This is a genomic window from Campylobacter vulpis (assembly GCF_014217995.1).
Lineage (GTDB): Bacteria > Campylobacterota > Campylobacteria > Campylobacterales > Campylobacteraceae > Campylobacter_D > Campylobacter_D vulpis.
Window position 1 is genome coordinate 916,678 of the sequence record NZ_CP041617.1, and the last position, 20,490, is coordinate 937,167.

Annotated in this window: 23 protein-coding genes, 1 tRNA gene and 2 pseudogenes; 5 read left to right on the plus strand and 21 right to left on the minus strand. The window is 34.1% G+C overall.

Annotated elements, in window-relative coordinates; all coding sequences use genetic code 11:
- Positions 1 to 9 precede the first annotated feature (9 nt).
- Positions 10 to 1,039, plus strand: a pseudogene (locus tag CVULP_RS04705) (type I restriction endonuclease).
- Between the two features lie 169 nt (positions 1,040 to 1,208).
- On the opposite strand, the gene CVULP_RS04715 reads toward CVULP_RS04705, so the two are convergent.
- From CVULP_RS04715 to CVULP_RS04785, 15 genes are all read right to left on the minus strand, one after another.
- The gene (locus CVULP_RS04715) at positions 1,209 to 1,394 is read right to left on the minus strand and encodes a hypothetical protein (RefSeq protein ID WP_180753052.1); all 186 of its coding nucleotides are present in this window, start codon (positions 1,392 to 1,394) and stop codon (positions 1,209 to 1,211) included.
- A gap of 240 nt (positions 1,395 to 1,634) precedes the next feature.
- A complete protein-coding gene (locus CVULP_RS04720; protein ID WP_099507446.1) occupies positions 1,635 to 2,996 on the minus strand; it encodes a sensor histidine kinase in 1,362 nt (453 codons plus the stop codon).
- Complete coding sequence (locus tag CVULP_RS04725) at positions 2,996 to 3,664, minus strand: response regulator transcription factor (protein ID WP_099462732.1); 669 nt, start codon at positions 3,662 to 3,664, stop codon at positions 2,996 to 2,998. Before CVULP_RS04725 ends, CVULP_RS04720 begins: the two co-directional genes overlap by 1 nt.
- 29 nt (positions 3,665 to 3,693) lie before the next feature.
- Positions 3,694 to 4,446, minus strand: coding sequence for a phosphate ABC transporter ATP-binding protein PstB (gene pstB / locus CVULP_RS04730; protein ID WP_099462734.1), 753 nt, complete (start codon positions 4,444 to 4,446; stop codon positions 3,694 to 3,696).
- 8 nt (positions 4,447 to 4,454) lie between these two features.
- Complete coding sequence (pstA, locus tag CVULP_RS04735; protein ID WP_099462736.1) at positions 4,455 to 5,273, minus strand: phosphate ABC transporter permease PstA; 819 nt, start codon at positions 5,271 to 5,273, stop codon at positions 4,455 to 4,457.
- Entirely contained in the window at positions 5,270 to 6,112 is an 843-nt protein-coding gene (gene pstC, locus CVULP_RS04740) for a phosphate ABC transporter permease subunit PstC (RefSeq protein WP_099507445.1), read from the minus strand. Before pstC ends, pstA begins: the two co-directional genes overlap by 4 nt.
- A 12-nt stretch (positions 6,113 to 6,124) precedes the next feature.
- Entirely contained in the window at positions 6,125 to 6,952 is an 828-nt protein-coding gene (locus CVULP_RS04745) for a substrate-binding domain-containing protein (RefSeq protein ID WP_099507444.1), read from the minus strand.
- A gap of 98 nt (positions 6,953 to 7,050) precedes the next feature.
- Positions 7,051 to 8,226, minus strand: coding sequence for an HNH endonuclease family protein (locus tag CVULP_RS04750; RefSeq protein WP_099507443.1), 1,176 nt, complete (start codon positions 8,224 to 8,226; stop codon positions 7,051 to 7,053).
- A gap of 81 nt (positions 8,227 to 8,307) precedes the next feature.
- Entirely contained in the window at positions 8,308 to 9,549 is a 1,242-nt protein-coding gene (locus CVULP_RS04755; RefSeq protein ID WP_265575617.1) for an adenine-specific methyltransferase EcoRI family protein, read from the minus strand.
- Positions 9,550 to 9,565: 16 nt separating this feature from the next.
- Positions 9,566 to 10,084 (minus strand): hypothetical protein, encoded by a 519-nt coding sequence (locus tag CVULP_RS04760; protein WP_099462750.1) that lies wholly within the window; start codon positions 10,082 to 10,084, stop codon positions 9,566 to 9,568.
- Entirely contained in the window at positions 10,074 to 10,598 is a 525-nt protein-coding gene (locus CVULP_RS04765) for a hypothetical protein (protein ID WP_099507442.1), read from the minus strand. Before CVULP_RS04765 ends, CVULP_RS04760 begins: the two co-directional genes overlap by 11 nt.
- A complete protein-coding gene (locus tag CVULP_RS04770; RefSeq protein WP_099462753.1) occupies positions 10,588 to 11,598 on the minus strand; it encodes a hypothetical protein in 1,011 nt (336 codons plus the stop codon). Before CVULP_RS04770 ends, CVULP_RS04765 begins: the two co-directional genes overlap by 11 nt.
- Entirely contained in the window at positions 11,595 to 12,230 is a 636-nt protein-coding gene (locus CVULP_RS04775) for a lysophospholipid acyltransferase family protein (protein WP_099462755.1), read from the minus strand. Before CVULP_RS04775 ends, CVULP_RS04770 begins: the two co-directional genes overlap by 4 nt.
- Positions 12,214 to 13,515 (minus strand): tRNA (N6-isopentenyl adenosine(37)-C2)-methylthiotransferase MiaB, encoded by a 1,302-nt coding sequence (gene miaB, locus CVULP_RS04780; RefSeq protein ID WP_099462757.1) that lies wholly within the window; start codon positions 13,513 to 13,515, stop codon positions 12,214 to 12,216. Before miaB ends, CVULP_RS04775 begins: the two co-directional genes overlap by 17 nt.
- Positions 13,512 to 13,754, minus strand: a complete 243-nt coding sequence (locus tag CVULP_RS04785; RefSeq protein WP_004275100.1) for an HP0268 family nuclease — start codon at positions 13,752 to 13,754, stop codon at positions 13,512 to 13,514. The genes miaB and CVULP_RS04785 overlap by 4 nt, the downstream gene beginning before the upstream one ends.
- 114 nt (positions 13,755 to 13,868) lie before the next feature.
- Here CVULP_RS04785 and nusA point away from each other — a divergent pair, with 114 nt between their 5' ends.
- Entirely contained in the window at positions 13,869 to 14,945 is a 1,077-nt protein-coding gene (gene nusA, locus CVULP_RS04790) for a transcription termination factor NusA (RefSeq protein WP_099462759.1), read from the plus strand.
- Positions 14,946 to 14,971: 26 nt separating this feature from the next.
- Here nusA and CVULP_RS04795 read toward each other — a convergent pair whose 3' ends face one another.
- Genes CVULP_RS04795 through CVULP_RS04805 form a run of 3 tightly spaced genes read right to left on the minus strand, consistent with a single transcriptional unit; the run spans position 14,972 to position 17,105 of the window.
- Positions 14,972 to 15,277: a hypothetical protein gene (locus tag CVULP_RS04795; RefSeq protein WP_099462761.1), complete on the minus strand. Its 306-nt coding sequence runs from the start codon at positions 15,275 to 15,277 to the stop codon at positions 14,972 to 14,974.
- Positions 15,278 to 15,325: 48 nt separating this feature from the next.
- On the minus strand, positions 15,326 to 16,345 hold the full coding sequence (pdxA, locus tag CVULP_RS04800) for a 4-hydroxythreonine-4-phosphate dehydrogenase (protein ID WP_099507441.1): 1,020 nt from the start codon (positions 16,343 to 16,345) through the stop codon (positions 15,326 to 15,328).
- A complete protein-coding gene (locus tag CVULP_RS04805; RefSeq protein ID WP_099507440.1) occupies positions 16,320 to 17,105 on the minus strand; it encodes a pyridoxine 5'-phosphate synthase in 786 nt (261 codons plus the stop codon). The genes pdxA and CVULP_RS04805 overlap by 26 nt, the downstream gene beginning before the upstream one ends.
- Before the next feature lie 169 nt (positions 17,106 to 17,274).
- Here CVULP_RS04805 and CVULP_RS04810 point away from each other — a divergent pair, with 169 nt between their 5' ends.
- Both CVULP_RS04810 and ppa read left to right on the plus strand, forming a co-directional pair.
- Positions 17,275 to 17,766, plus strand: a complete 492-nt coding sequence (locus tag CVULP_RS04810) for a DUF4410 domain-containing protein (protein WP_099507439.1) — start codon at positions 17,275 to 17,277, stop codon at positions 17,764 to 17,766.
- 9 nt (positions 17,767 to 17,775) lie between these two features.
- Positions 17,776 to 18,297, plus strand: coding sequence for an inorganic diphosphatase (ppa, locus tag CVULP_RS04815; protein ID WP_099462769.1), 522 nt, complete (start codon positions 17,776 to 17,778; stop codon positions 18,295 to 18,297).
- A gap of 67 nt (positions 18,298 to 18,364) precedes the next feature.
- On the opposite strand, the gene CVULP_RS04820 is transcribed toward ppa, so the two are convergent.
- Positions 18,365 to 18,450 (minus strand) — tRNA-Leu (locus CVULP_RS04820).
- A 33-nt stretch (positions 18,451 to 18,483) separates the two neighbouring features.
- Complete coding sequence (locus tag CVULP_RS04825) at positions 18,484 to 18,819, minus strand: F0F1 ATP synthase subunit C (RefSeq protein WP_099507438.1); 336 nt, start codon at positions 18,817 to 18,819, stop codon at positions 18,484 to 18,486.
- 149 nt (positions 18,820 to 18,968) lie between these two features.
- On the opposite strand from CVULP_RS04825, the pseudogene CVULP_RS04830 reads away from it, so the two are divergent.
- Positions 18,969 to 19,722: pseudogene (locus CVULP_RS04830) on the plus strand (penicillin-binding transpeptidase domain-containing protein).
- Here the strand turns inward: CVULP_RS04830 and CVULP_RS04835 are convergent.
- Positions 19,714 to 20,484 (minus strand): complement resistance protein TraT, encoded by a 771-nt coding sequence (locus CVULP_RS04835; RefSeq protein ID WP_372712813.1) that lies wholly within the window; start codon positions 20,482 to 20,484, stop codon positions 19,714 to 19,716. The pseudogene CVULP_RS04830 and the gene CVULP_RS04835 overlap by 9 nt on opposite strands.
- Positions 20,485 to 20,490 lie beyond the last annotated feature (6 nt).

The window sequence follows — 20,490 nt, forward strand, 5'->3', positions numbered from 1 at the left end:
TTACAAAAAATGGATTTTGAAAATCAACTAAACGCTATTGTTGAAACTATTGCGGAGCGTAAGGGACTTGTCAATACAGAAGAAGCCACAAAAATGACCCTTATAATGCCCTTTTTAAAAGCTTTAGGCTATGATGTGTTTAATCCTAGCGTTGTCGTGCCTGAATTTACCGCAGATATAGGAACTAAAAGGGGGGAGAAGGTTGATTATGCGATTTTTAAGGATGCTAAGCCTTTTATTTTGATTGAGGCGAAAAATCACACCGAAAATTTAGACAATCATAATAATCAACTCGTAAGATATTTTAACACCAATCCAAGCATTAAATTTGCCATCCTTACTAATGGGATTGAATATCGATTTTTCACAGATATTGAGCGACAGAATTTAATGGATAAAACGCCATTTTTAATCATCAATCTTGAAAAATTAAAACCTAGAGATGTCAAGGATTTAAAGCGTTTCATTTATACAGATTTAAATTTAGATGAAATTTTAAATGTCGCTATGGAAAAGAAATATTATAGAGGCATACAAGAAATTTTTAAAAATGAAATAGAAAATCCTAGCGATGAATTTGTAAAATTCTTTGCTAGGCAAATGCAAATGACTGCTAAAATTATTGATGAATTTAGAACGCATATTAAAAAGTCTTTTAAAGAAATCATCAATGATATAGCTTATGAAAAAATTACTAATATAAAAAATAATCTTCAAAATATTAATGATGATGAAAATGTGAAGCAAGTCGATGAGAGTAAAGAAATTATTACCACAACTGCAAGGATTTTATATCATAAAGTCGATACTTGCAAATTCTGGAATAGAGCTTAACGATATAGATTATAAGGACACTTTGAGTTATTTTGGAATTTTATATCAAGGTAGGGTTACAAAATGGATTTGCAGATTATATTTTAATAATTCTAAAAAATCCATCAGTTTTCCTGATGGACAAAATTATAATATAGATAAGCTAGAGGATATTTATAAATACGGAACTGACATTATCAAAGCCTTTGAAAGCAGAAAGGGCTAAGCCAAAAGCTAATTTAAAACGAAGTGAGCGAAAGCCCTAAATCTAGGGCTTAGATGAGAATATCTAGCTTGAGGTTGATTTTAGAATAAGTCGCCTCTAAAGTGCCAATCTCTTTTTGGGGTATTTTGGCACTTTCTAGCTCTTTCGAAGCATTTTCCCCTTCCTCTAACTACACTTTAGAAGCCTTGGCACTTAAATACCCTTCGCTATATTCTATACTTATAGCCTTTTTCTCCCATTCTTTTTGCCTTAATCTTTCTTTTTCTAAGGTGATTTGAGCAAAATCAAGAGCAGATTTGCCGCTAAATTTGAGCCTTGTATCGACAAGCTTTCCGCAAACTTCTATGAATGCCATTTAGCGACATAAGCCAAAAACTTTACAAGCTGTTTGTTAATAAATGTGCTGATTGCCTGTTTGGCAAACTTTATAATACCCAGGAGAATAAACCTTACACTCTAAACAATAGACATTCTACCCTTAAACTCATCGCTAGAAAAACCATTTGCAAAAGCAAACACACCTAAACATACTAATTATAAAATAAATTTTTTAAGATGTTATACAAACAAAACACATTGACAAATTTTTAAAATTTTAGGCTTTTTGTAAATTTTGCACAAAGTGCATTTTAAATTCGCTTCCTTTTCCAAGTTCGCTTTTTAGCTCTATGGTGGCTTTATGAAGTTTTAAGACGGATTTGACGATAGAAAGTCCAAGCCCACTTCCGCCGATTTTCTTACTACGACTTTTATCTACACAAAAAAAGCGTTCAAACACCCTTTCTTGAAATTCCTTAGGAATTCCTATGCCACTATCCTTAACGCTAAGCTCTACAAAACCATTTAGTTTTTTTAGCCTTACCTTGACAAAACCACGCTTATGATTGTATTTAATAGCATTATCGCAAAGATTAAAAACTAAATTTTCCAAAAGCTCATCAATGCCTAAAATATAAGTATCTTCTAAGTCCAGCTCAAAATGAATTTCATACTGATTAGCAAAGAGTTCTAAGCGTTTATAAGCACGCTCTACGACCTCCTTAAGATTAACTTGATGAAAAGGCAAGGTTTGCGTTTCGTCCAAAAAAGAGATTTTTAAAATTTCATTAATCATTTCTAAGAGGCGTTTTGATTCTAAATAAATTTTATCGACAAAATTTGGCAAATCTTGAGGAGCTACAAGTCTGTTTTTAATCATCTCAGAGCTTGCCATAATCGAAGTTAGCGGTGTTTTAAGCTCGTGGGTTACATTTGCACTAAATTCCTTGCGTAAATTTTGTAAGCGTTTAAGCTCGGTAATATCGCAAAGCACGATAAGCATACCTTTAAATTTCTTTTTCTGCGAAAAAATGGGAGAGAAAACAAGCTCACATTCCAAATTATTAGGATAATGAAAAGTGAAATTTTCTCTCACTTCTCCTTTTAATTTCCCCTTTTTAAATTCTTTAAGATATTTCAAAAGTAATTCTAAAAATTGCGTATTCTTAAGCTCTAAAATATTATGAATTAAATTTAGGTTGGCAAAATATTTTTCCGCACTTAAATTCTCGCTTAAAATTTCTCCTGTGCGAGAGATAAAAATGAGACCATCGTTCATATTTTGCGTGAGAGATTGTAACTCTTGCTTTTTTCTTTTAAGGTGTTTGAATTGAATTTTAACAGCTTTGTTTTCTAGCTTAATTTTTTCAAGCATTTTTTTAAGTTCTGGGTAGGGGATATGTTCTAAATTCTCAAAATTAATCTTCTCTAAAGGCTTTAAAAAAATATAAGATAAAAATCTGGCCAAGAAAAAACTACACAAAAAAACTAAAAAAAATTCAGCCAAAACACAAGACAAAAGCCAAGAAAAATCCTGCCGTATAAAAAAATCTTCTTCGATTAAAATCAAAAAAGTATTTATCAAAAACACCAAAACAAAAATGACACTAAAAATAATAGAAAAAAGCTTTTTTTGCATTAAGAATCTTTAGAAATTTTATATCCTACACCGCGAATTGTTTTGATAAAACGACTCGCCTTACCTAGCTTTTGACGCAGAGTTTTAATGTGAATGTCTATAGTCCTACTCTCCCCACTATAACTATAACCCCAAAGAATTTCTAGCAAATCATCGCGACTAAAGACTCTATTTTGATTTTTAAGCAAAAATCCCAAAAGCTCAAATTCCTTAAGCGTTAGTATGGTGGGTGTGCCACAAACCTTAACTTCACGCGTTTTGTAAGAAAGCTCAAGCTCCTCTAAAATGATATTTTCAGAGTCTTGCGGTGTGCGTCTTAAAATCGCCCGAATTCTAGCGATAAATTCCATCACACTAAAGGGTTTAGTAATGTAATCATCAGCCCCAAAATCAAGCCCTTTAACCTTGTCAAATTCATTATTTAAAGCAGTGAGCATTAGCACAGAAATATTTTGTGTATTAGCATTAGTTTTAAGCTCTTTTAAAATTTCAAAGCCACTTGCATTTGGAAGCATAACATCAAGCACTAAAATTTGCGGAGTTTCCACTCTTAAAGCCTTTCTAAAGCTCTCTATATCTAAAAAGCCTTGTGCGTTAATGTTTTGACTCTTTAACGCATACAAAACAAGCTCTAAAATATTTGCATCATCTTCTAAAACAAAAACCAAGCAAAACTCCTCTAAAATAAAACGCTATTTTATCCAAATCTACCTTTAACATAATCTTGAGTTTTTTTGTTTTTAGGATTATTAAAAATTTTGCTAGTATCGTCAAATTCTATCACTTCACCAAGTAAGAAAAAGGCGGTTTGGTCGGAAATTCTAGCGGCTTGTTGCATATTATGCGTAACGATAATGATGCTATATTCCTTCTTAAGACGCAAAATAAGCTCTTCGATTTTAAGCGTAGAGATAGGATCAAGTGCTGATGTTGGCTCGTCCATTAAAATCACTTCAGGATTTACCGCTAAAGTCCTTGCTATGCAAAGGCGTTGTTGCTGTCCCCCACTTAAACCAAGTGCGGATTTATCAAGTCTGTCTTTTAAATCGTCCCACAAAGCGGCGTCTTTTAAAGAATTTTCTACAATTTCATCAAGTTTAGCCTTATTTTTAATGCCGTGCGTTTTAGGACCAAAAGTAATGTTATCGTAAATACTCATAGGGAAAGGATTTGGCTTTTGAAACACCATACCAACCTTTTTACGCAAAAGATTGACATCGTAATCTTTATAAATATTTTTACCATCAAAAAGAATTTTGCCTTTAATTTTGCAATTTTCTATTAAATCATTCATACGATTTAAACTTTTAATAAAAGTCGATTTCCCGCACCCACTAGGACCGATAAATGCTGTAACCTTGCCTTTTTTAATGTCCATATTAATATCTTTTAAGGCTTGAAAATCCCCATAATGCAAGGACATTTTTTTAATCTCAAAACAATTTTTCATTTCACTTCCTACGCTTTTACTAATTTTTTGGCTAAGTAATTTGAGCCAAGATTGATTAAAAAGACGATGATGATGAGTATCATCGCCGTGCTGTAAGCTTCATTAATATGCTGTCCCTCACTTGAAATCGCATACATATGCACACTTAAGGTCCGCCCAGAATCCATAAGTCCAGCTACCTTAGCCACGCTTCCTGAAGTGTAAAGTAAGGCAGCAGACTCCCCTACTATCCTACCTATACTTAAAATCACTCCCGCTAAAATCCCAGGAATCGCAACGGGTAAGATAATAATAAAAATCGTGCGAAGTTTCCCAGCACCAAGAGCAAAGCTAGCCTCTCTAAAGCTCATAGGCACAGATTTTAAAGCCTCCTCCGCACTTCTTAAAATGAGAGGTAAAATCATAACCGCCAAAGTAAGCCCCCCCGCCACAAAACTGGTCTTAAAACCAAAATAAATCACAAAAGCCAAATAGCCAAATAAACCATAAACAATGCTAGGAATTCCTACTAAGGTCTCAGAAGCTATTCTTACAGCATTTAGAATTTTACTTTTTTTACTGCCATATTCACTCAAATAAATCGCCCCAAAAATACCAAGCGGCATAGCAAGAGCGAGGGCAAAAAGAACCATATTTATGGTATTAATAATAGCTGGAGTCATAGAGATATTATTGCTATTATACTCCCACGCAAACATTTCTAAATTTAAATGTGCTATCCCTTTAATAAAAATAAAGCCTATCAAAATAAGAAAAATAAGCAAAACGCTAATCATAGAAACACGCATTAAAAAAGCTAGGCTAAGGGTTAATCTATCTGTTTTCATTTAGCCTCCTTTTTTAGAGCGTTAAAGCAGGTATTGATAAGGAGAATAAAGACAAAAAGCACAACCGCATTTGCGATTAAAACCTCTCTATGTAAATCTTGTGCGTAGCCCATTTCAAGGACTATATTTGTCGTTAGGGTTCTAACGCCCTCTAAAACGCTTGTTGGGATTAGGGCTTGATTACCCGCAACCATAATCACAGCCATAGCCTCACCAATAGCACGCCCAACGCCTAAAATAACAGAGGCTAAAATTCCACTTTTAGCCGCTGGGATAAGAGCAAAAAACACACTTCTTTCTTTACTAGCACCAAGTGCTAAAGCCCCCTCATAATAGCTTTCTGGTAAAGCATCAATTGAGGCTTTTGAAACCAAAATGATGGTTGGTAAAATCATAATGCTTAAAATCAAAGCCGCTGCCAAAACGCTTTTTCCAGGAATTCCACTAAAAGTAGTCGCAAGAAGGGGGACGATAATCACAAGCCCGAAAAATCCATACACAACAGAAGGAATCGCTCCTAGTAATTCTACGGCTGGTAGGATATATTTTTGCTCTTTTTTACTTGCAAAACGCGAAAGATAAATGGCGCTTAAAACACCAAGCGGCACACCGATTAAAATCGCAAGAGCCGTTACATAAATGCTTCCCACTATCATAGGAAAAATGCCAAAAATCTCCTCCGTAGGATACCAATCCATGCCGAAAATAAAATCAAAAAAACCTATTTGAGTAATCGTTGGAAGAGCATTCGCAAATAAAAAAAAGCATATCATCAAAACAGCGAAAATGGAAAGTAAAGCACAAAGGGCAAAAATGCCCTTAAAAATTTTTTCTTGCATTTGTAAGCTTTCTTATTTAGCGTCCTGCCATTTTGTAAGCTCACCCATAAAGATTTTTTTCACAGAATCTTTAGCAAGATTTTCTACACTATTATTTTTATTCACAATCACTGCTAAACCATCGATAGCTAAAACAAGCGGAGTTACACCCTTTTTAAGCTCACTATCCTTAACCTCACGGCTTACCATACCAATGTCCGCAATGCCCTCAACTACGCTATTTACGCCTGTTGTAGAATCGCTTTGTTGAATTTCTATCACGGCGTTAGGATTAATGGTTTTATAAGCTTCTGCTAATTTTTCCATTAAAGGCGTTACCGAGCTAGAACCCGCTACGATTAATTTACCCTGCGGTTTTGCACTTGTAAAGCTTTCTTTTGCCGCAGCGATATAACCTGCCTTTTCTACGATAGCTTTTGCCTCTGTTGAAGTGCTATATTTTAAAAAATCCTCTATAAGTGGATTAGTCGTTTTTGTTACGACATTAAAAGGTCGAGAAATTTTATAGCTTTTGTTGTTGATGTTTTCTACACTTGGTGCTACGCCGTCAATTTTAAGTGCTTTAACGCTATCATTTAAAGAGCCAAGCGAAATGTAACCTATGGAATTTTTAGAATTTGCAACAGTTGTTAGCATAACGCCTGTTGAATTTGTAACTTCTGCTTTTTGAGTGGTCGCATCGACTTTTTTATCTTTGACTTTTTTTTGAATTTCAAAAATTTCCACAAAAGCCCCACGCGTCCCAGAGCCTTGCTCCCTAGAAATAGGATAAATATTTTCAGCCATCACACTCGTGCTAAGCACCAATCCTGCCAACAAACCTAATGTGTATTTTTTCATACCATACTCCTTAAAATTTAAAGTTGATAAAAGTATATAAGCATAATGTAAAATAAAAAAGTTTGTAATGTAAAATTTATGTAAAATGTATATTGGGTTTATTTAGCACTCTTTTTTCTATTACACTCTTTGCATAATATTTGACAATTTTCCTTTTCTGTCTTTCCGCCTTTGCTCCACGCTAGAATATGGTCTGCTTCCATTTGCTCTAGCTCTAGCTTTTCATTTTCGTGCGGACATTTCACACCCTTTATATGCCCATCACTATTCGCACACACGCCCCCTTGCCTCTCATACACTGCCCTTTTTACACTATCGCTAAACGCCCTTAGACTTAAATGCTTCTCATCACCACTTAGCACATACGCATACACGCCCTTTTTATTCCCCACTTCATCATCTTGCATAAGCTCTGCGATTTTAGATTCTAGCTCTTTAGCATCTAGTGGCTTATCTTTATAGAGATTATAGAAAAGCCCCCATTCTAAGCCTTTCATCTCTTTGCGATATTTTTCAAACTTCATCTCCACCCAATCTATCACCTTTGCAAAATACTCCCACAGCCCATCAGCATTCCTAGAATCTTTGGCATTTTTAGCCATATACTCGCAAATCTTTTCATCTTTCCTAGAATCCACTATCCAAGCAATAGCACTCTCTAAAAATTCTTGCCGCAATGCACTGCCATTTAGATATTTAGCTCCCTTTAGCACTGCTACGCCCTTTTCCTTAGAAAATCGCCTCTTTGCATCACTTAGCCACACACTCGCATATACTGCATTTCTTAGCTCTTGGTTTGTCAGTGTCTCTCCTGCGATATTGATAGTCTTAAACCACTCTAGCTTCTCACTCTCACTCCCTTGACACACATACACATCAAGCTTATAGTCTAAAAATTTTTCTTTCATATCCTCTGGCAAGTTATGGAAATACTGCGAGCTGCCATTCCACAGCACAGAAAAGCTCCCTTTAACATACTCACATATACTCATAGTCCTTTGCTGTCCATCTAGCACTTCATATTCACACTCCGCACCAAAATCCACATTTCTCACCCAATACATTATATTTAAAGGAAAGCCCTTGAGTATCGTATCTATCACGGCATTTCTTTGCGCGTCTTTATACACAAACTCCCTTTGATATTTGGGGCGGATATTAAGCCTTGCTACTCCGCTAGAATCTGCATAGGCGACTACTTGGCTACTCTCCTCATCTCTTGTATAGCCCCTTGCTAGCTCTTTTATGCGAATTTCTGTTTTGTCTATTTGCATTGTTGCTCCTTTGGTTAATTTGTATTTAGTGTGGATTGCCACGAAGTCGTGCCGACTTCTCGCAATGACGATTAGCTACTCTTACATTTTTTCTTGCTCTTGCTTTCTTAGCTCATCGACTTCGGCGATTTTGCGGATAATAATCCGCCTATAAATTTTTTTACCATTGATACTATTACACCCAGCACCTAGTCCATTTTTAAGCAAATGATTATCAAGCCCCAAAATCTCAAACTGCTTAGAATTATGTTTGTCTAAGAAAGTTATCGGCACGCCCATAACCCCATCATAATCTAGCGGAATCTCAATGGTTTTATCCACATTGATAGCGTCATAATTATCATACTTTGGGTATTGCTCTGGATTCTTTTTGTAACTAGCGATGGTTTCTAGAATCTCATTGCGTTTTTTGTTTTCCAAATTTGAAAACCACCTTGTAAGCCCATTTACTTGCTTGGTAAGTATAAAGCCTGTGCGATTTTCATTAGGCTTTAAAAAGACATTTGCGGAAGTTATCCCTAGCCATATTTTGTTTTCTTTGATTAAGGAAAAAGTCTCTTTATAAGTAATGGCATTTTTATTCCCTATAACTAAAAACTTCTTTTTATACTCCACTAATTGTGCGACATACTCACGGAAAAGCGAAAAAGGCGGATTTGTAACGACAATATCTGCAAGTTTAAGTAGCTCTATGCAGTCTTTGCTCCTAAAATCCCCTGCATTATTTAGCCCTTTATCTTCATCAAGTGGGAAAAGGCTAGGCTCTTTGTAGGATTTTGTGCTTTTGTTTTGTGTGGCTTGTAAATCTTTGGGGTCAGATTCTAGCTCGGCTCTAAAGTTTTCAAAAAGCTTGTGCTTGTTGTTTTCAAAGGCTTTTAGCGTTTCTTGGGACTGCGATTTGCTAGCAGAGAGAGAGAGAGTAGCTTCCACTTCGCTTAGTGGGTGCATTTGGGATAAAACTTTATCTACATCATCAATGGAGTGCTTTTGTGGGTTGATAAGCTCATCTTTTATCGCATCATCTCTGTGGATTTTTATCGCATAGGCTTTTTTGGGGGAATCTTCTGTGCTTACTTCTCTATAATTTTGACTTTTATAGCAAGTGGTGATGAGAGCCTTTAAGTCAAGCCATTTGAAATTTTTGAAAAAGTATTCAAAAAAGGCACTTTGCAGTGGGTCATCGCAGTTGCAATACACGATTTTATCTTTAAAATGTGCTTTGTAGTGTTGCAGCTCATTTTCTATATCGCTTAGTTGCGTGTAGAACTCATCTTTTTTATTTTTCTTTGCATTGTGGAGATTGTTATTTAATATTTTTGCCATATTACTCCTTTAAAAATCACTTTTCCCCATAAATTTTAGCAACAAAACTAAGTTCTATGCCGCTTTTTTGTGCTTTTAATTTTAAAGGATAGTCCATTTTAATGAGATTATCATAATTTTGCAAAGCGTCAATAAAATCATATAAATTTTTAGGCGTATCCAAATAAGCATTAACCAAAAGCGTATGTTTTAAATAAGACTCATTTTGATTTTTAATAGCTTTGATTTGAATTTTTTTGAAAAATTGACTTAAAAAAACTTGGAAATTTTTTTCACTAAAAGAGTTTTGAAACTGCTCTAAGCTCTTATTGTTTTCACTTCTTAGCTGGGCTAATTTAACTTCACTTGCATTTAGTTTTGCCTTGGTAGCGTTTAGAAGAGCTATTTGCGAATTTTCTCTTATGCCAAGTTCTTTATAAGCTTTTAAAGTTGGTAAGAGTAAAAATAAAATTAAAGCCGTGCAAACACTGATGAAACTAAGAGTTAGGATAAGAATTTTAACAATATTAATTTCTTCAAAGCTTTTATCTTTCATCTTGAGTTCCTAAAATTTTACTAATGCTTACAAAACGATACCAACCATTATTAAGCTTATAATAGCTTGTATTTGTTTCGTCAAATATACTTTTTAAAGGCGTTTCCAAAAGCAAGGCAAACATCTCTTTTGTAGGACTTACACCCGTAAGTTTAAGGGCAAATTCGTCTTGTTCCACACTATCAAAACTTATGCCACCCGTTTTTAAGGTCATATCAAAAAGATTTTTAAGACTATTCTTTATATTTTGATTTTTCTCCTTAAATTGTGCAGCGATTTGACTTTGTTCTAGTAAGATAAGATAATGCTCTTCACTTTTTTTAATCTGCTCCGCAGTTTGCACCATCTCCTCTTTTTTCCCAGAGATAGAACTATGTGTCAAAACTATACGAAATTCATAAATCGCAAAAATAAAAAATATAAAAACGATCGCAAAGGCAAAAAGCACTATCCAAATTTTATCCAAAAGATTAAATAGGGGTCGTTTTTGCGGGGTCGTAAAGCTATAAGTCATATTTTAGCTCCTTTTGCATAAGCTCTTGCATTATCTCGTGGGTATCAATGAGTTTAACTTGAGGCTTTAAAAAAGTCTCGCTTTCTACAAACTCTAAAGTGCTTTGCAGTAATACTTCATCGCTAAAAATGACAAGCTCATCAATAAAATCTCCCCCATAATGCGAATCGTGATAAAAGCTTTCTATACTTGAGATAATAAAGCGACAAATTTCCATATCTGCACCAAACTTTCCTAATTCATCTATCTCTATATTTTCTTGTGGCTTTTCTATAATATCCTCAACATCATTTTGCTCTTGATCTAAAGCGTCTATTTTATCTCCTAACATTTCGCCAAAATTATCCAAAGTGATTTCATCATCTTTTTTTTCTCCACTCTCTTCTAAAGGCGTAGTTTCAGCACTCAAGCCATCATCGTTTGAAATTTCACCATCATCAAAACCATCAAGTTGAAAACTTAAAGTCTTTTCAAAAAGCTTATAAGAGCCTATAAGAATTTCATCTTTTTTATAAACCATTAAAGCTAAACTTTGAGCATTTTTAAAGACATAAAGTCTTGTTTTATCATCTTTTTGTTCTTTTTGAATGCAAAAATGAAGTAAGGCAAAAGGCGAAAATAAAAAGTCAAGTCCCCCACAATCCTCACATAACTCGCTAAAATACTCTATATGCTCAGTTGCCACATAAAGCAAAACATTAGCCAAAGGCAGGGTTTTAATACTCATCTTACCAATGCCAAATTCATCATAATTTTGCTCTTTACTTGGTAAAATTCCTTGCTCTTCACTATCTAAAAATAAGGCTATATGATAGGGGAAAAATTTTTTATCATAATTTTTGATAAAAGTGATGAGCTGCTCACTTTTATCAAAGGTTTTTTCTATTTTTTTAACAAGCTTTCTATTACGATAGGTGCAAATTTTAAGCGTATTTTTTTTATCTTCCAAAATCGCACTTATAAAAATTTGTGGCAAGATTTTTTTAAAAAATGGCGTCATATCTGCTCCTTAAAACTATCGCGTTTGCAAATTTTTTCAAATTCTTTTTTAATCAAAGCCTTAGCCTCATCTTTTTCTAAATTTGCAAGATCAAAAGGCTCACTTAAACTATAAATTATTTTACTAAAAGGCTTAGGTAAAAGCATTTTATCCCAGCTTTTAAATTCCCAAAAGCGACTTGCTTCATAGTTTAAAATTCTTATCTTAACACTTTTTTTCTGTGCGATTAAAATCGCTCCATCTGAAATGCTATGTCTTGGACCTCTTGGACCATCGGGCGTTATAACTATATCGTCTTTTTGTTCTAATACTTTAAAAGCAGACCGCAAAGCACCGCTTGCACCTTTAAATGTGCTACCTCTTATCACATTTAAACCATAAAAATGGATAAGTCTAGCGATTAATTCCCCATCATTATGATGAGAAATCATCACAAAAGCTCTTTTGCCTTTCTTTCTAAAATGCCTAAAAGCAAAAGGCATTAAAGCAAGGCGTCCATGCCAAAAGAGGATAACGCAAGGCTCATCATCGACTCTTTCGCCACGATATTGCTTAAAACAGCTTAAAAAAATAATCCATTGCAAAAAAAAGACAAATCTTATAAGAAGCGTTTTTTTAAACAATTTCCCCATAAAGCACCATGCGTTTTGCGTTTGTGATTTTCACCTGTTTCATTGCACCTAGCATTTCTTCGCTACCTTGAATTTGAACTAAAAAATTATTATCCGTGCGACCTGCGACAGCATTATTTGCCCTCAATTCTTCAAAAAGCACTTCAAAAATTTGATTTTCTTGTTTTTTTGTGATTTCATCTAAAATTTCTGCGTGGCGATTTTGCAAGATAGTCAGTCTCTTAGAGGCGATTTCTTCTGGGATTTGATTAGGCATTGTAGCGGCTTTAGTTAGGGGACGTTTGGAGTATTTAAAAGAAAAAATTTGCTCAAAACGCACTTTTTCTAAAACATCTAAAGTATCCTCAAAATCTCCCTCACTCTCCCCGGGAAAAGCCACAATAATATCTGTTGAAATGCTGACATTTTCACAAAGCTCTCTAAGCTTTAAAGCCCTATCTAAATACCACTCCTTACTATAACCCCTTTTCATCGCCCTTAAAATTTCACTTGAACCACTTTGCAAAGGCATATGCATAGACTTGCAAATTTTTTCATTTTGACTAAAAGTTTGTAAAAATTTATCGTCCATATGTAAAGGATGCGGACTCGTAAAACGAATGCGTCTTAAATTTTCAATCTCACTTAAGGCATTTAGCAAATCGGAAAAATCCATTTTTTTATGAGCATTTCTAAATCTCTTGCCATAATTATTGACATTTTGCCCGAGTAAAAATATCTCTTTCGCACCCTTTTCTACCGCCTTTTTAGCCTCATTATAAATCAATTCAAAAGGGATAGAAATTTCATCGCCTCTAGTATGTGGGACTATGCAATAAGTGCAATGTTTATCGCAACCTATGGAAATGTTAATGTAGGATTTGTAAGGACTATTTCGAAAATCACTAAAAGCAAATTCACTCTCATCATAGTCTAAATCAACCCCAACAAATTTGGGAGTTTTGACCGCTTGCGTGATTTTAGAGATATTTCTAGCTCCCAAAACAAAATCCACATAAGGCGCACGACGAAAAATTTCCTCTCCTAAATGTGAAGCCGTACAACCGCAAACACCTATTTTAGCACCCTTTTTCTTCACTTTTTCAAAGCCACCGACTTCTGAAAAAAGCTTATGGACGGGTTTTTCACGCACAGAGCAAGTGTTAATGAGAATTAAATCTGCCTCCTTAATATCTTCTGTGAGACTATAATCCTCCTTTTGCGTTAATTCAGCGATAATATGCTCACTATCTCTTACATTCATCGCACAACCCAAAGTTTGGATAAATAATTTCTTAGCACTCAAAGAATATGCACCTCATACATATAATCTTGCTCATCAAGCCCATAGCGAATAATTCTATGATAGACATTTAAACCTTTTTTTTCAAAATGTTCCACTAAAGCGATGAGTTGCTTGTGCGAATTTTCTTTATCAAAATAAAAAAATTTCTGCCCTTCCTTCTCCACCGCATCCTCAATCTTACTCAAGCTTATATTTTTAGGCTTGTCATTGATCAAATTTCTTGCTAATTTTAAGTCCATAATTTATCCTTAGCTTATTTTAAATCGCCAATTCTAGCAAATTTTACTTTTAATTAAACTTATTAAATTATAATTTTACTCTACTTTTTAAAAAAATTCCCAAAAAGGTATCAAATGGAAAAAATAGCAGACATCATAGAGTCCATAGCTAATGAAAAAAATTTAGAACTTGAAAGCGTAAAAGATAAGGTCATTACGGCACTTATAAACACAGCAAAAAAAATTTATGGCGAGGAATATGAATTTTTTGTCGATAATAAAACGCTTAGTCTGTATCAAAAAATTCTAATCGTAGGCGATGATGATGAAAGATTAAATGAAAATAAAGAAAGTTTTATAGCCATTTCTAAAGCCAAAAAAGAGGTAAAAGATGTAGAAATAGGCGATGAATTAACCTATGAATGCTCTTTAGAAAATTTGGGTCGCACAGCGGTCAATACCCTGCATAAAGAACTAGAATATCACATTCAAAAGCTTTTGGAGCAAACTATTTTTGAGAAATATAAAAACAAAGTCGGTCAAATGGTCTTTGGTAGTGTTGTGCGTGTAGATAGCGAGGAAAATACCTATATAGAAATTGACGAACTAAGAGCCTTTTTACCGCGTAAAAACCGCATTAAAGGCGAAAAATTTAAGGTCGGTGATGTGGTAAAAGCCGTTATCCGCCGTGTTTATACAGATAAAGGCATCAAAATGGAACTTTCAAGGACTAGTCCTAAATTTTTAGAATGCTTACTTGAAGCTGAAGTGCCTGAAATTAAAGACGGACTTGTAAGCGTTGTAAAATGTGCTAGAATTCCTGGTGAAAGAGCAAAAATTATCCTTCAAGCAAATAGTTCAAATATCGATCCAGTTGGTGCTACTGTGGGAGTTAAAGGCGTGAGAATTAATGCTGTAAGTAAAGAAATTCATAATGAAAATATAGACTGCATAGAATATTCAAGCGAAAATGAAATCTTAATCGCTCGTGCCCTAGCTCCAGCCATTATCAACTCTGTTAAAATCGAAGATAAGACAGCCATAGTCAGTCTTAATAGCGAACAAAAAAGCAAAGCCATAGGAAAAAATGGCATTAACATACGCCTTACTTCTATGCTAAGTGGTTTTGAAATCGAACTTAAAGAACTTGGAGCCAAAACAATGAGCAATGAAGAAGCGATGAAAAACTTACAAGATTTATTTAAAATTTAAAGCAAACCCTGCAAAGCAGGGTAAGTTTATCTATTAGCATTATTTACATCTATCACATTAAAAAGCTTATTAAGCATAGTTTCTTCATTTTTTCTATGCTGACTTTCCCTTAACTTGTTCCAAGCGTAAAGACTAAAATCATTTTGCAAAGCACTAAGATCTAAGTCCTCATTGACAAGACTTTTATCCTTTTTTAGCGTCTCTTTTTGCTCTTGTCTTTGCTCATCTTTAATCGCATTTAAGGTTGCTTGAAATTCTTCGACAGACTTTTCTTTTTCTTTAATTTTTGCATTGAAAAAAGAACCATTATTTTGCATTTTATCGACTAACATTTTTCCTCCTTGTAATTTACAAAACTACAAGCAAAAATTGTTCCAAATTTATATCTTCTTTCTTTTCTTTGCCAAACTAAGAGCTATTTTAACAGCTTCTTTATAACTTTTTGTGCTAATTTTTACATTTTGATATGCTTTATCAAAAGCCGTTCCGTGATCGACACTAGTGCGGATAATAGGTAAATTTAAACTTATATTAACGCTTTTTTCAAAATATAAAGCCTTAAGTGGAGCAAGAGCTAGATCGTGATACATTGCCACTAAACGCGAACATTTTTTAAGCGAATTTGGCGTAAAGGCACTATCTGCGACTAGAATTTGAGGTAAATAAATTTCTTTTTGAAGACGCAAATTTGCAGACTTAATCGCCTCCTCTATAATGCTCTCCTCCCCATCTCCTATCACTCCAAAATCCCCAGCGTGAGGATTAAAACCCAAGACGCCAATTTTCTTAAAACCACTTTCCTGATAGAAATCAACCAAAAATTGTGTTAAAGGCTCAAGCTTAATTTTGCTTGAAACCTCTTTTAAAGCAATATGCTCACTAAAAAGCCCTACAAAAAGCTTTTTGCAACCTAACATCATAATAGCATTTTTCCCATAAAAGCTTCTTAGTGCGTCCGTGTGTCCCTTGAAAGAAATTCCAGTCAAATTCCAAGCTTTTTTATGAATAGGTAGGGTAATGAGGGCTGCGGCGTGTTTTTGATAGGTAAAAGCACAAGCTGCCTCAAAACTCAAAAAACTATATGCCCCACTTTGCATATCAATCTTACCGGGTTTAAGAGTAAAATTTGTATCCAGTTTTAAAGAAAGCGGAGTTTGAAAAGAAAAGATTTTCACCTTTTTATCTTCTTTCACCTTTTCGAATTTACTTATTTTTGCGTGGCTAAATTCAACTAAGTTTAAGGCTATTTTTTCCTTTTTTAAAAGCCTTAAGCCTTGCTTTAAAAGACTTTCGTGTAAAAAATAGTATGGTGTGCAAATTTGACTAAGTTTTTTATGGCTCTTAAGCACGAGCTCCAAACTTATGCCATTTAAATCACCTATGCTGATAGCCACTTTCATTTAGCAAAGTCCTCATCTCAAGTAAAGCTCTTTCAAGCCCGACAAAAACGGCTCTTGCAACTATACTTTGACCAATATTAAGCTCGCAAATTTCTTTAATGAAAAGAAGCTCTTTTGTATTTTTGTAATTAAGTCCGTGCCCAGCAGCGATTTTAAGTCCTAAATTTGCTCCCTTTTTGGCACAAAACTCAAGTCTTGCCAATTCCTCCCTTAAGCTTAATTCCAACGCCTTTCTATCCATATCCAGCACCTTATAAGGCGTTTTAGAAATATTACTAAAGAAGGCATTATATAAATTTGCAAAATGTCCTGTATGAAGCTCTATCATTTCAACGCCTAGCTCTTTTGACATCTCCACATCTTTTAAGTTTGGATTGATAAAAAGCGAAACTTCTATATTTTTATTTTGTAGCATTTTTATGCTTGTTTTTAATCTGTCGTTTTCTAAATTTAAACCGCCTTCAGTCGTTAGCTCTTCCCTTTTTTCCGGCACTATGGTAACGCGATTGGGCTTATATTTTAAGGCGATTTTTATCATCTCTTCATTGCTCGAGCATTCTAAATTAATAGGAATTTTACAAAATTTAATCAAATTTTCAAGATCAAATTCTTGCGTATGACGACGATCTTCTCTTATATGAAGAGTGATTTGATCGCAAAAATTCGCACTCAAAAGCGTAGCTTCCAAAACATCAGGATCATTAACCATTCTAGCTTCTCTTAAAACGGCAATATGATCAATATTAAAACCTAACAACATCACAAAGTCCTTATAAAAGATAAAAAGAGCTTATTGTGAAAAATAGCATTGAAATTTCTCTTTCACAAATACGAAAATGGAATAATTGTATGTTAAAATAGCTCTTTTGTCAAGCTAAACTAAGCTTTTTAAATCAATTTATTGCTAAAGCGATCTTTTTCCGCTATAATTGAAAGCTAATTTCAAAAAAAGGAAAATTAATGAAAAAATATTTCTTATTACCCTTAGTTATGGGGGGCTTTTAGTAAGTGCTTGTAGCACAAGTCAAATTCATAATGTGCAAACCAAAGGTGAAATTTCAAAAGAATTTCTATATGCTAATGCTAAATGTGGCGATAGCGAAGAGGAGCGATATTTACAAAAGCAAATCATCAATCAGCTCAAAATCAAGAATATTTACGGAAGGGACCTTAATATAAAATGTAAAATTTTGCATTTTGATGAGGGAAATCGTTTTGCAAGATATATGGTTGGATTTGGTGCAGGTGCTGCTACAACAACCATTAAAATAGAGTTGGAAAATCAACAAAATGAAAAAATAGGAGAATTTGAAGTGAGTGCCGAAATGAAAATGGGTGCTTTTGGAGGTTCTGCTTTAAACACTTTAGAAGAAAGTGCTGTTAAAATAGTCAATTTTATAGAAAAAAACTATATCAAATAAGGAGAAAAAATGGATTTAAGTAAAATTAAGGTAGGAGATATCCCAAATAAAATTAACGCTGTGATAGAAATTCCCTACGGCTCAAGTGTAAAATATGAACTTGATAAAGATAGCGGAGCAATTTTTGTAGATAGAGTAATGGCTAGTGCGATGTTTTATCCCGCAAATTACGGCTTTATCGCTAATACTTTAGCTGACGATGGTGATCCTGTGGATATTTTGGTTTTAAATGAATATCCTATCCAAGCAGGTGCTGTAATTCCTTGTCGTTTAATAGGTGTTTTAGTAATGGAAGATGAAAGCGGTATGGACGAAAAGCTTTTAGCTGTGCCAGCAGATAAAATAGATGCAAGATATGTGGATATAAAAAGCTATACAGACTTACCACAAGCCACTTTAAATAAAATTAAAAATTTCTTTGAAACTTACAAAATTTTAGAACCTAATAAATGGGTTAAAGTTCAAGATTTTAAAGATGCTAATGTTGCGGTAGAAATTTTAGAAAAGGCTATAAAAAACTACAAGGCTTGAGATGAAAAAGAGGGGTTATTAATCTCTCTTTATTGCCACTGCATAAAACTATAATGAATACAATATATGGTGCGGTTAGCGAGATTTGAACTCGCACACGCGAAGCGCACCACCCCCTCAAGATGGCGTGTCTACCAATTCCACCATAACCGCAAAACTCCCTTTTTAGGGGAGTAATTTTCCTATTTAAGAAAAAGGGATAAAAGGATTTGCATAAAGAGCTATCAAAGCGATAACTAGAGCATAAATTACCTGAGCTTCTATCATAGCCAAAGCAATAAACATCGTTGTCATTAATTTTGGTCCAAGACCTGGATTTCTAGCTGTTCCAGCTATGGTTGCTGCTGCTGTATGTCCCATACCTATGGCTCCACCAAGTGCAGCCACACCAAGACCTAAGCCAGCCGCTAAAACAGAAAATGCTTTAATCCAAACATTCATAGCCTCTTGCTCAACAGGAGCATTTGTTTGTGCAAAAGCAACCGCTGCAAAAGCAAACAATAAAAAAAATGCTTTTTTCATTGAAAAACCTTTCTACAAAATTTTCATTTGAGTTAGTTCGGCTTGCGTATCCCTACTTAAAACCCAAATTTGAGCCGATATTCTAACATTTTAACTTTAAATTTATATTATAATAATGCAAAAATAAAGGATAAAAATGAAAAAATTTTATATTTTTCATTATTTTTACATTTTTTACAAATTTAAAGGCGGACATTTTACTTAACTTTTTCAAAAATTATGAAACCAAAAGAGTTTTCATTCTTTATAATGGTAAAAACTTTTATACAAATGATGAGAAAAGGGCGGAAAAACGCTTTTCTCCAGCTTCAACTTTTAAAATTTTCAACGCTCTTTTTGCGTTAAATTTAGGTGTGATAAAAGACGAGAAAGAAATTTTTTATTTTTACAACAATGAAAAAGTTTTTTTGTCAAGCTGGAAAAATGACGCAAATTTAAGCTCTGCCATTAAACACTCTCAAGTTCCTGCTTTTAAGCTTTTATCCCAAAAAATCGGTAGGGAAAATATGCAAAAAATTTAAATTTAATTCATTATGATAATCAAAAATTTCTCAAATTGATAGCTTTTGGCTGGATAATTCTTTAAAAATTAATGCCAAAGAACAAGCCATTTTGCTTTATAAACTCGCCACCACTTCTTTGCCCTATTCTTTAAAAAGTCAAAAAATTCTTAAAAATTTACTTTTTTATAAAGAAATAGGTGGGACCAAAATTTATGCTAAAACAGGCTTTAATGATGAAGTGGGAATTGCCAGTATTGTGGGTTTTTATGAGTTAAACCAACAAGCCTTTTCTTTTGGGCTTAATTTAGACATTAAGGATTATAAAAATTTGGCAAAAAGGGAGAAAATTTTAGAAAAATATTTAAATTTTATCGCCCAAAAAGGGCGAATTTTAAAATAGCCCTGCGATTTGAGTGGCGATTTTATCCTCCAAAACAGGCGTAGCTTCCTCGAGTTTCAATCCAGTTTTTACAGCTTCAGCAAAGATAATAGTGCTTTTTTCTATATAGTTGCCCTCATAGCTTTGTTGAAGAGTATTGACTTGATTTGAATTTAAATGTCCCACTTTATCACTACGAACACTTCCTCCAAAACTATTTAAAAAGCCAGAAGATCTTTTGTTTCTAACGCTTGCTTGTCCGCTGACATTACTGCTGGAAGTCAAAACCTTACCATCTGCTTTTTGTTTGATATTAATATCAACTTGCATTTGATAAATGGTATCTTCTGTTAGTTTGCCTAAAAGCCCACCTACAATAGCTCCAGCCGCACCAGCAGCGACAGCACCGCCAGCTGAAGAACTATTATAAGCACTAATTCCAGCACCCACAGCACCAGCAGCAACAGCACCGCCTACGGCATTATTTTCTTGCTTTTTATCGCAATATAAAATATTAGTGCTTAAAATATAATTTGCCATAGCAGGGTCATCAACTATCCTATATCCCTTAGCCTCTAAGGCTGTTCTTAGTTTAGGCTCTAAATTGACATTGTGTCCGCTTGTATTTTTAATATTTAAAAAAACAATTCTTTTTTCTTTTGCCACAGGGTCAAGAAAAATGCTTTGACTCATCGTAGAATTAGTTTGTAAAGTTGTTGTTAAACATCCGCTTAACAAACCCGCAACCAAAATGCTAGAAAACATAATTTTAACTCTCATCATCGCTCC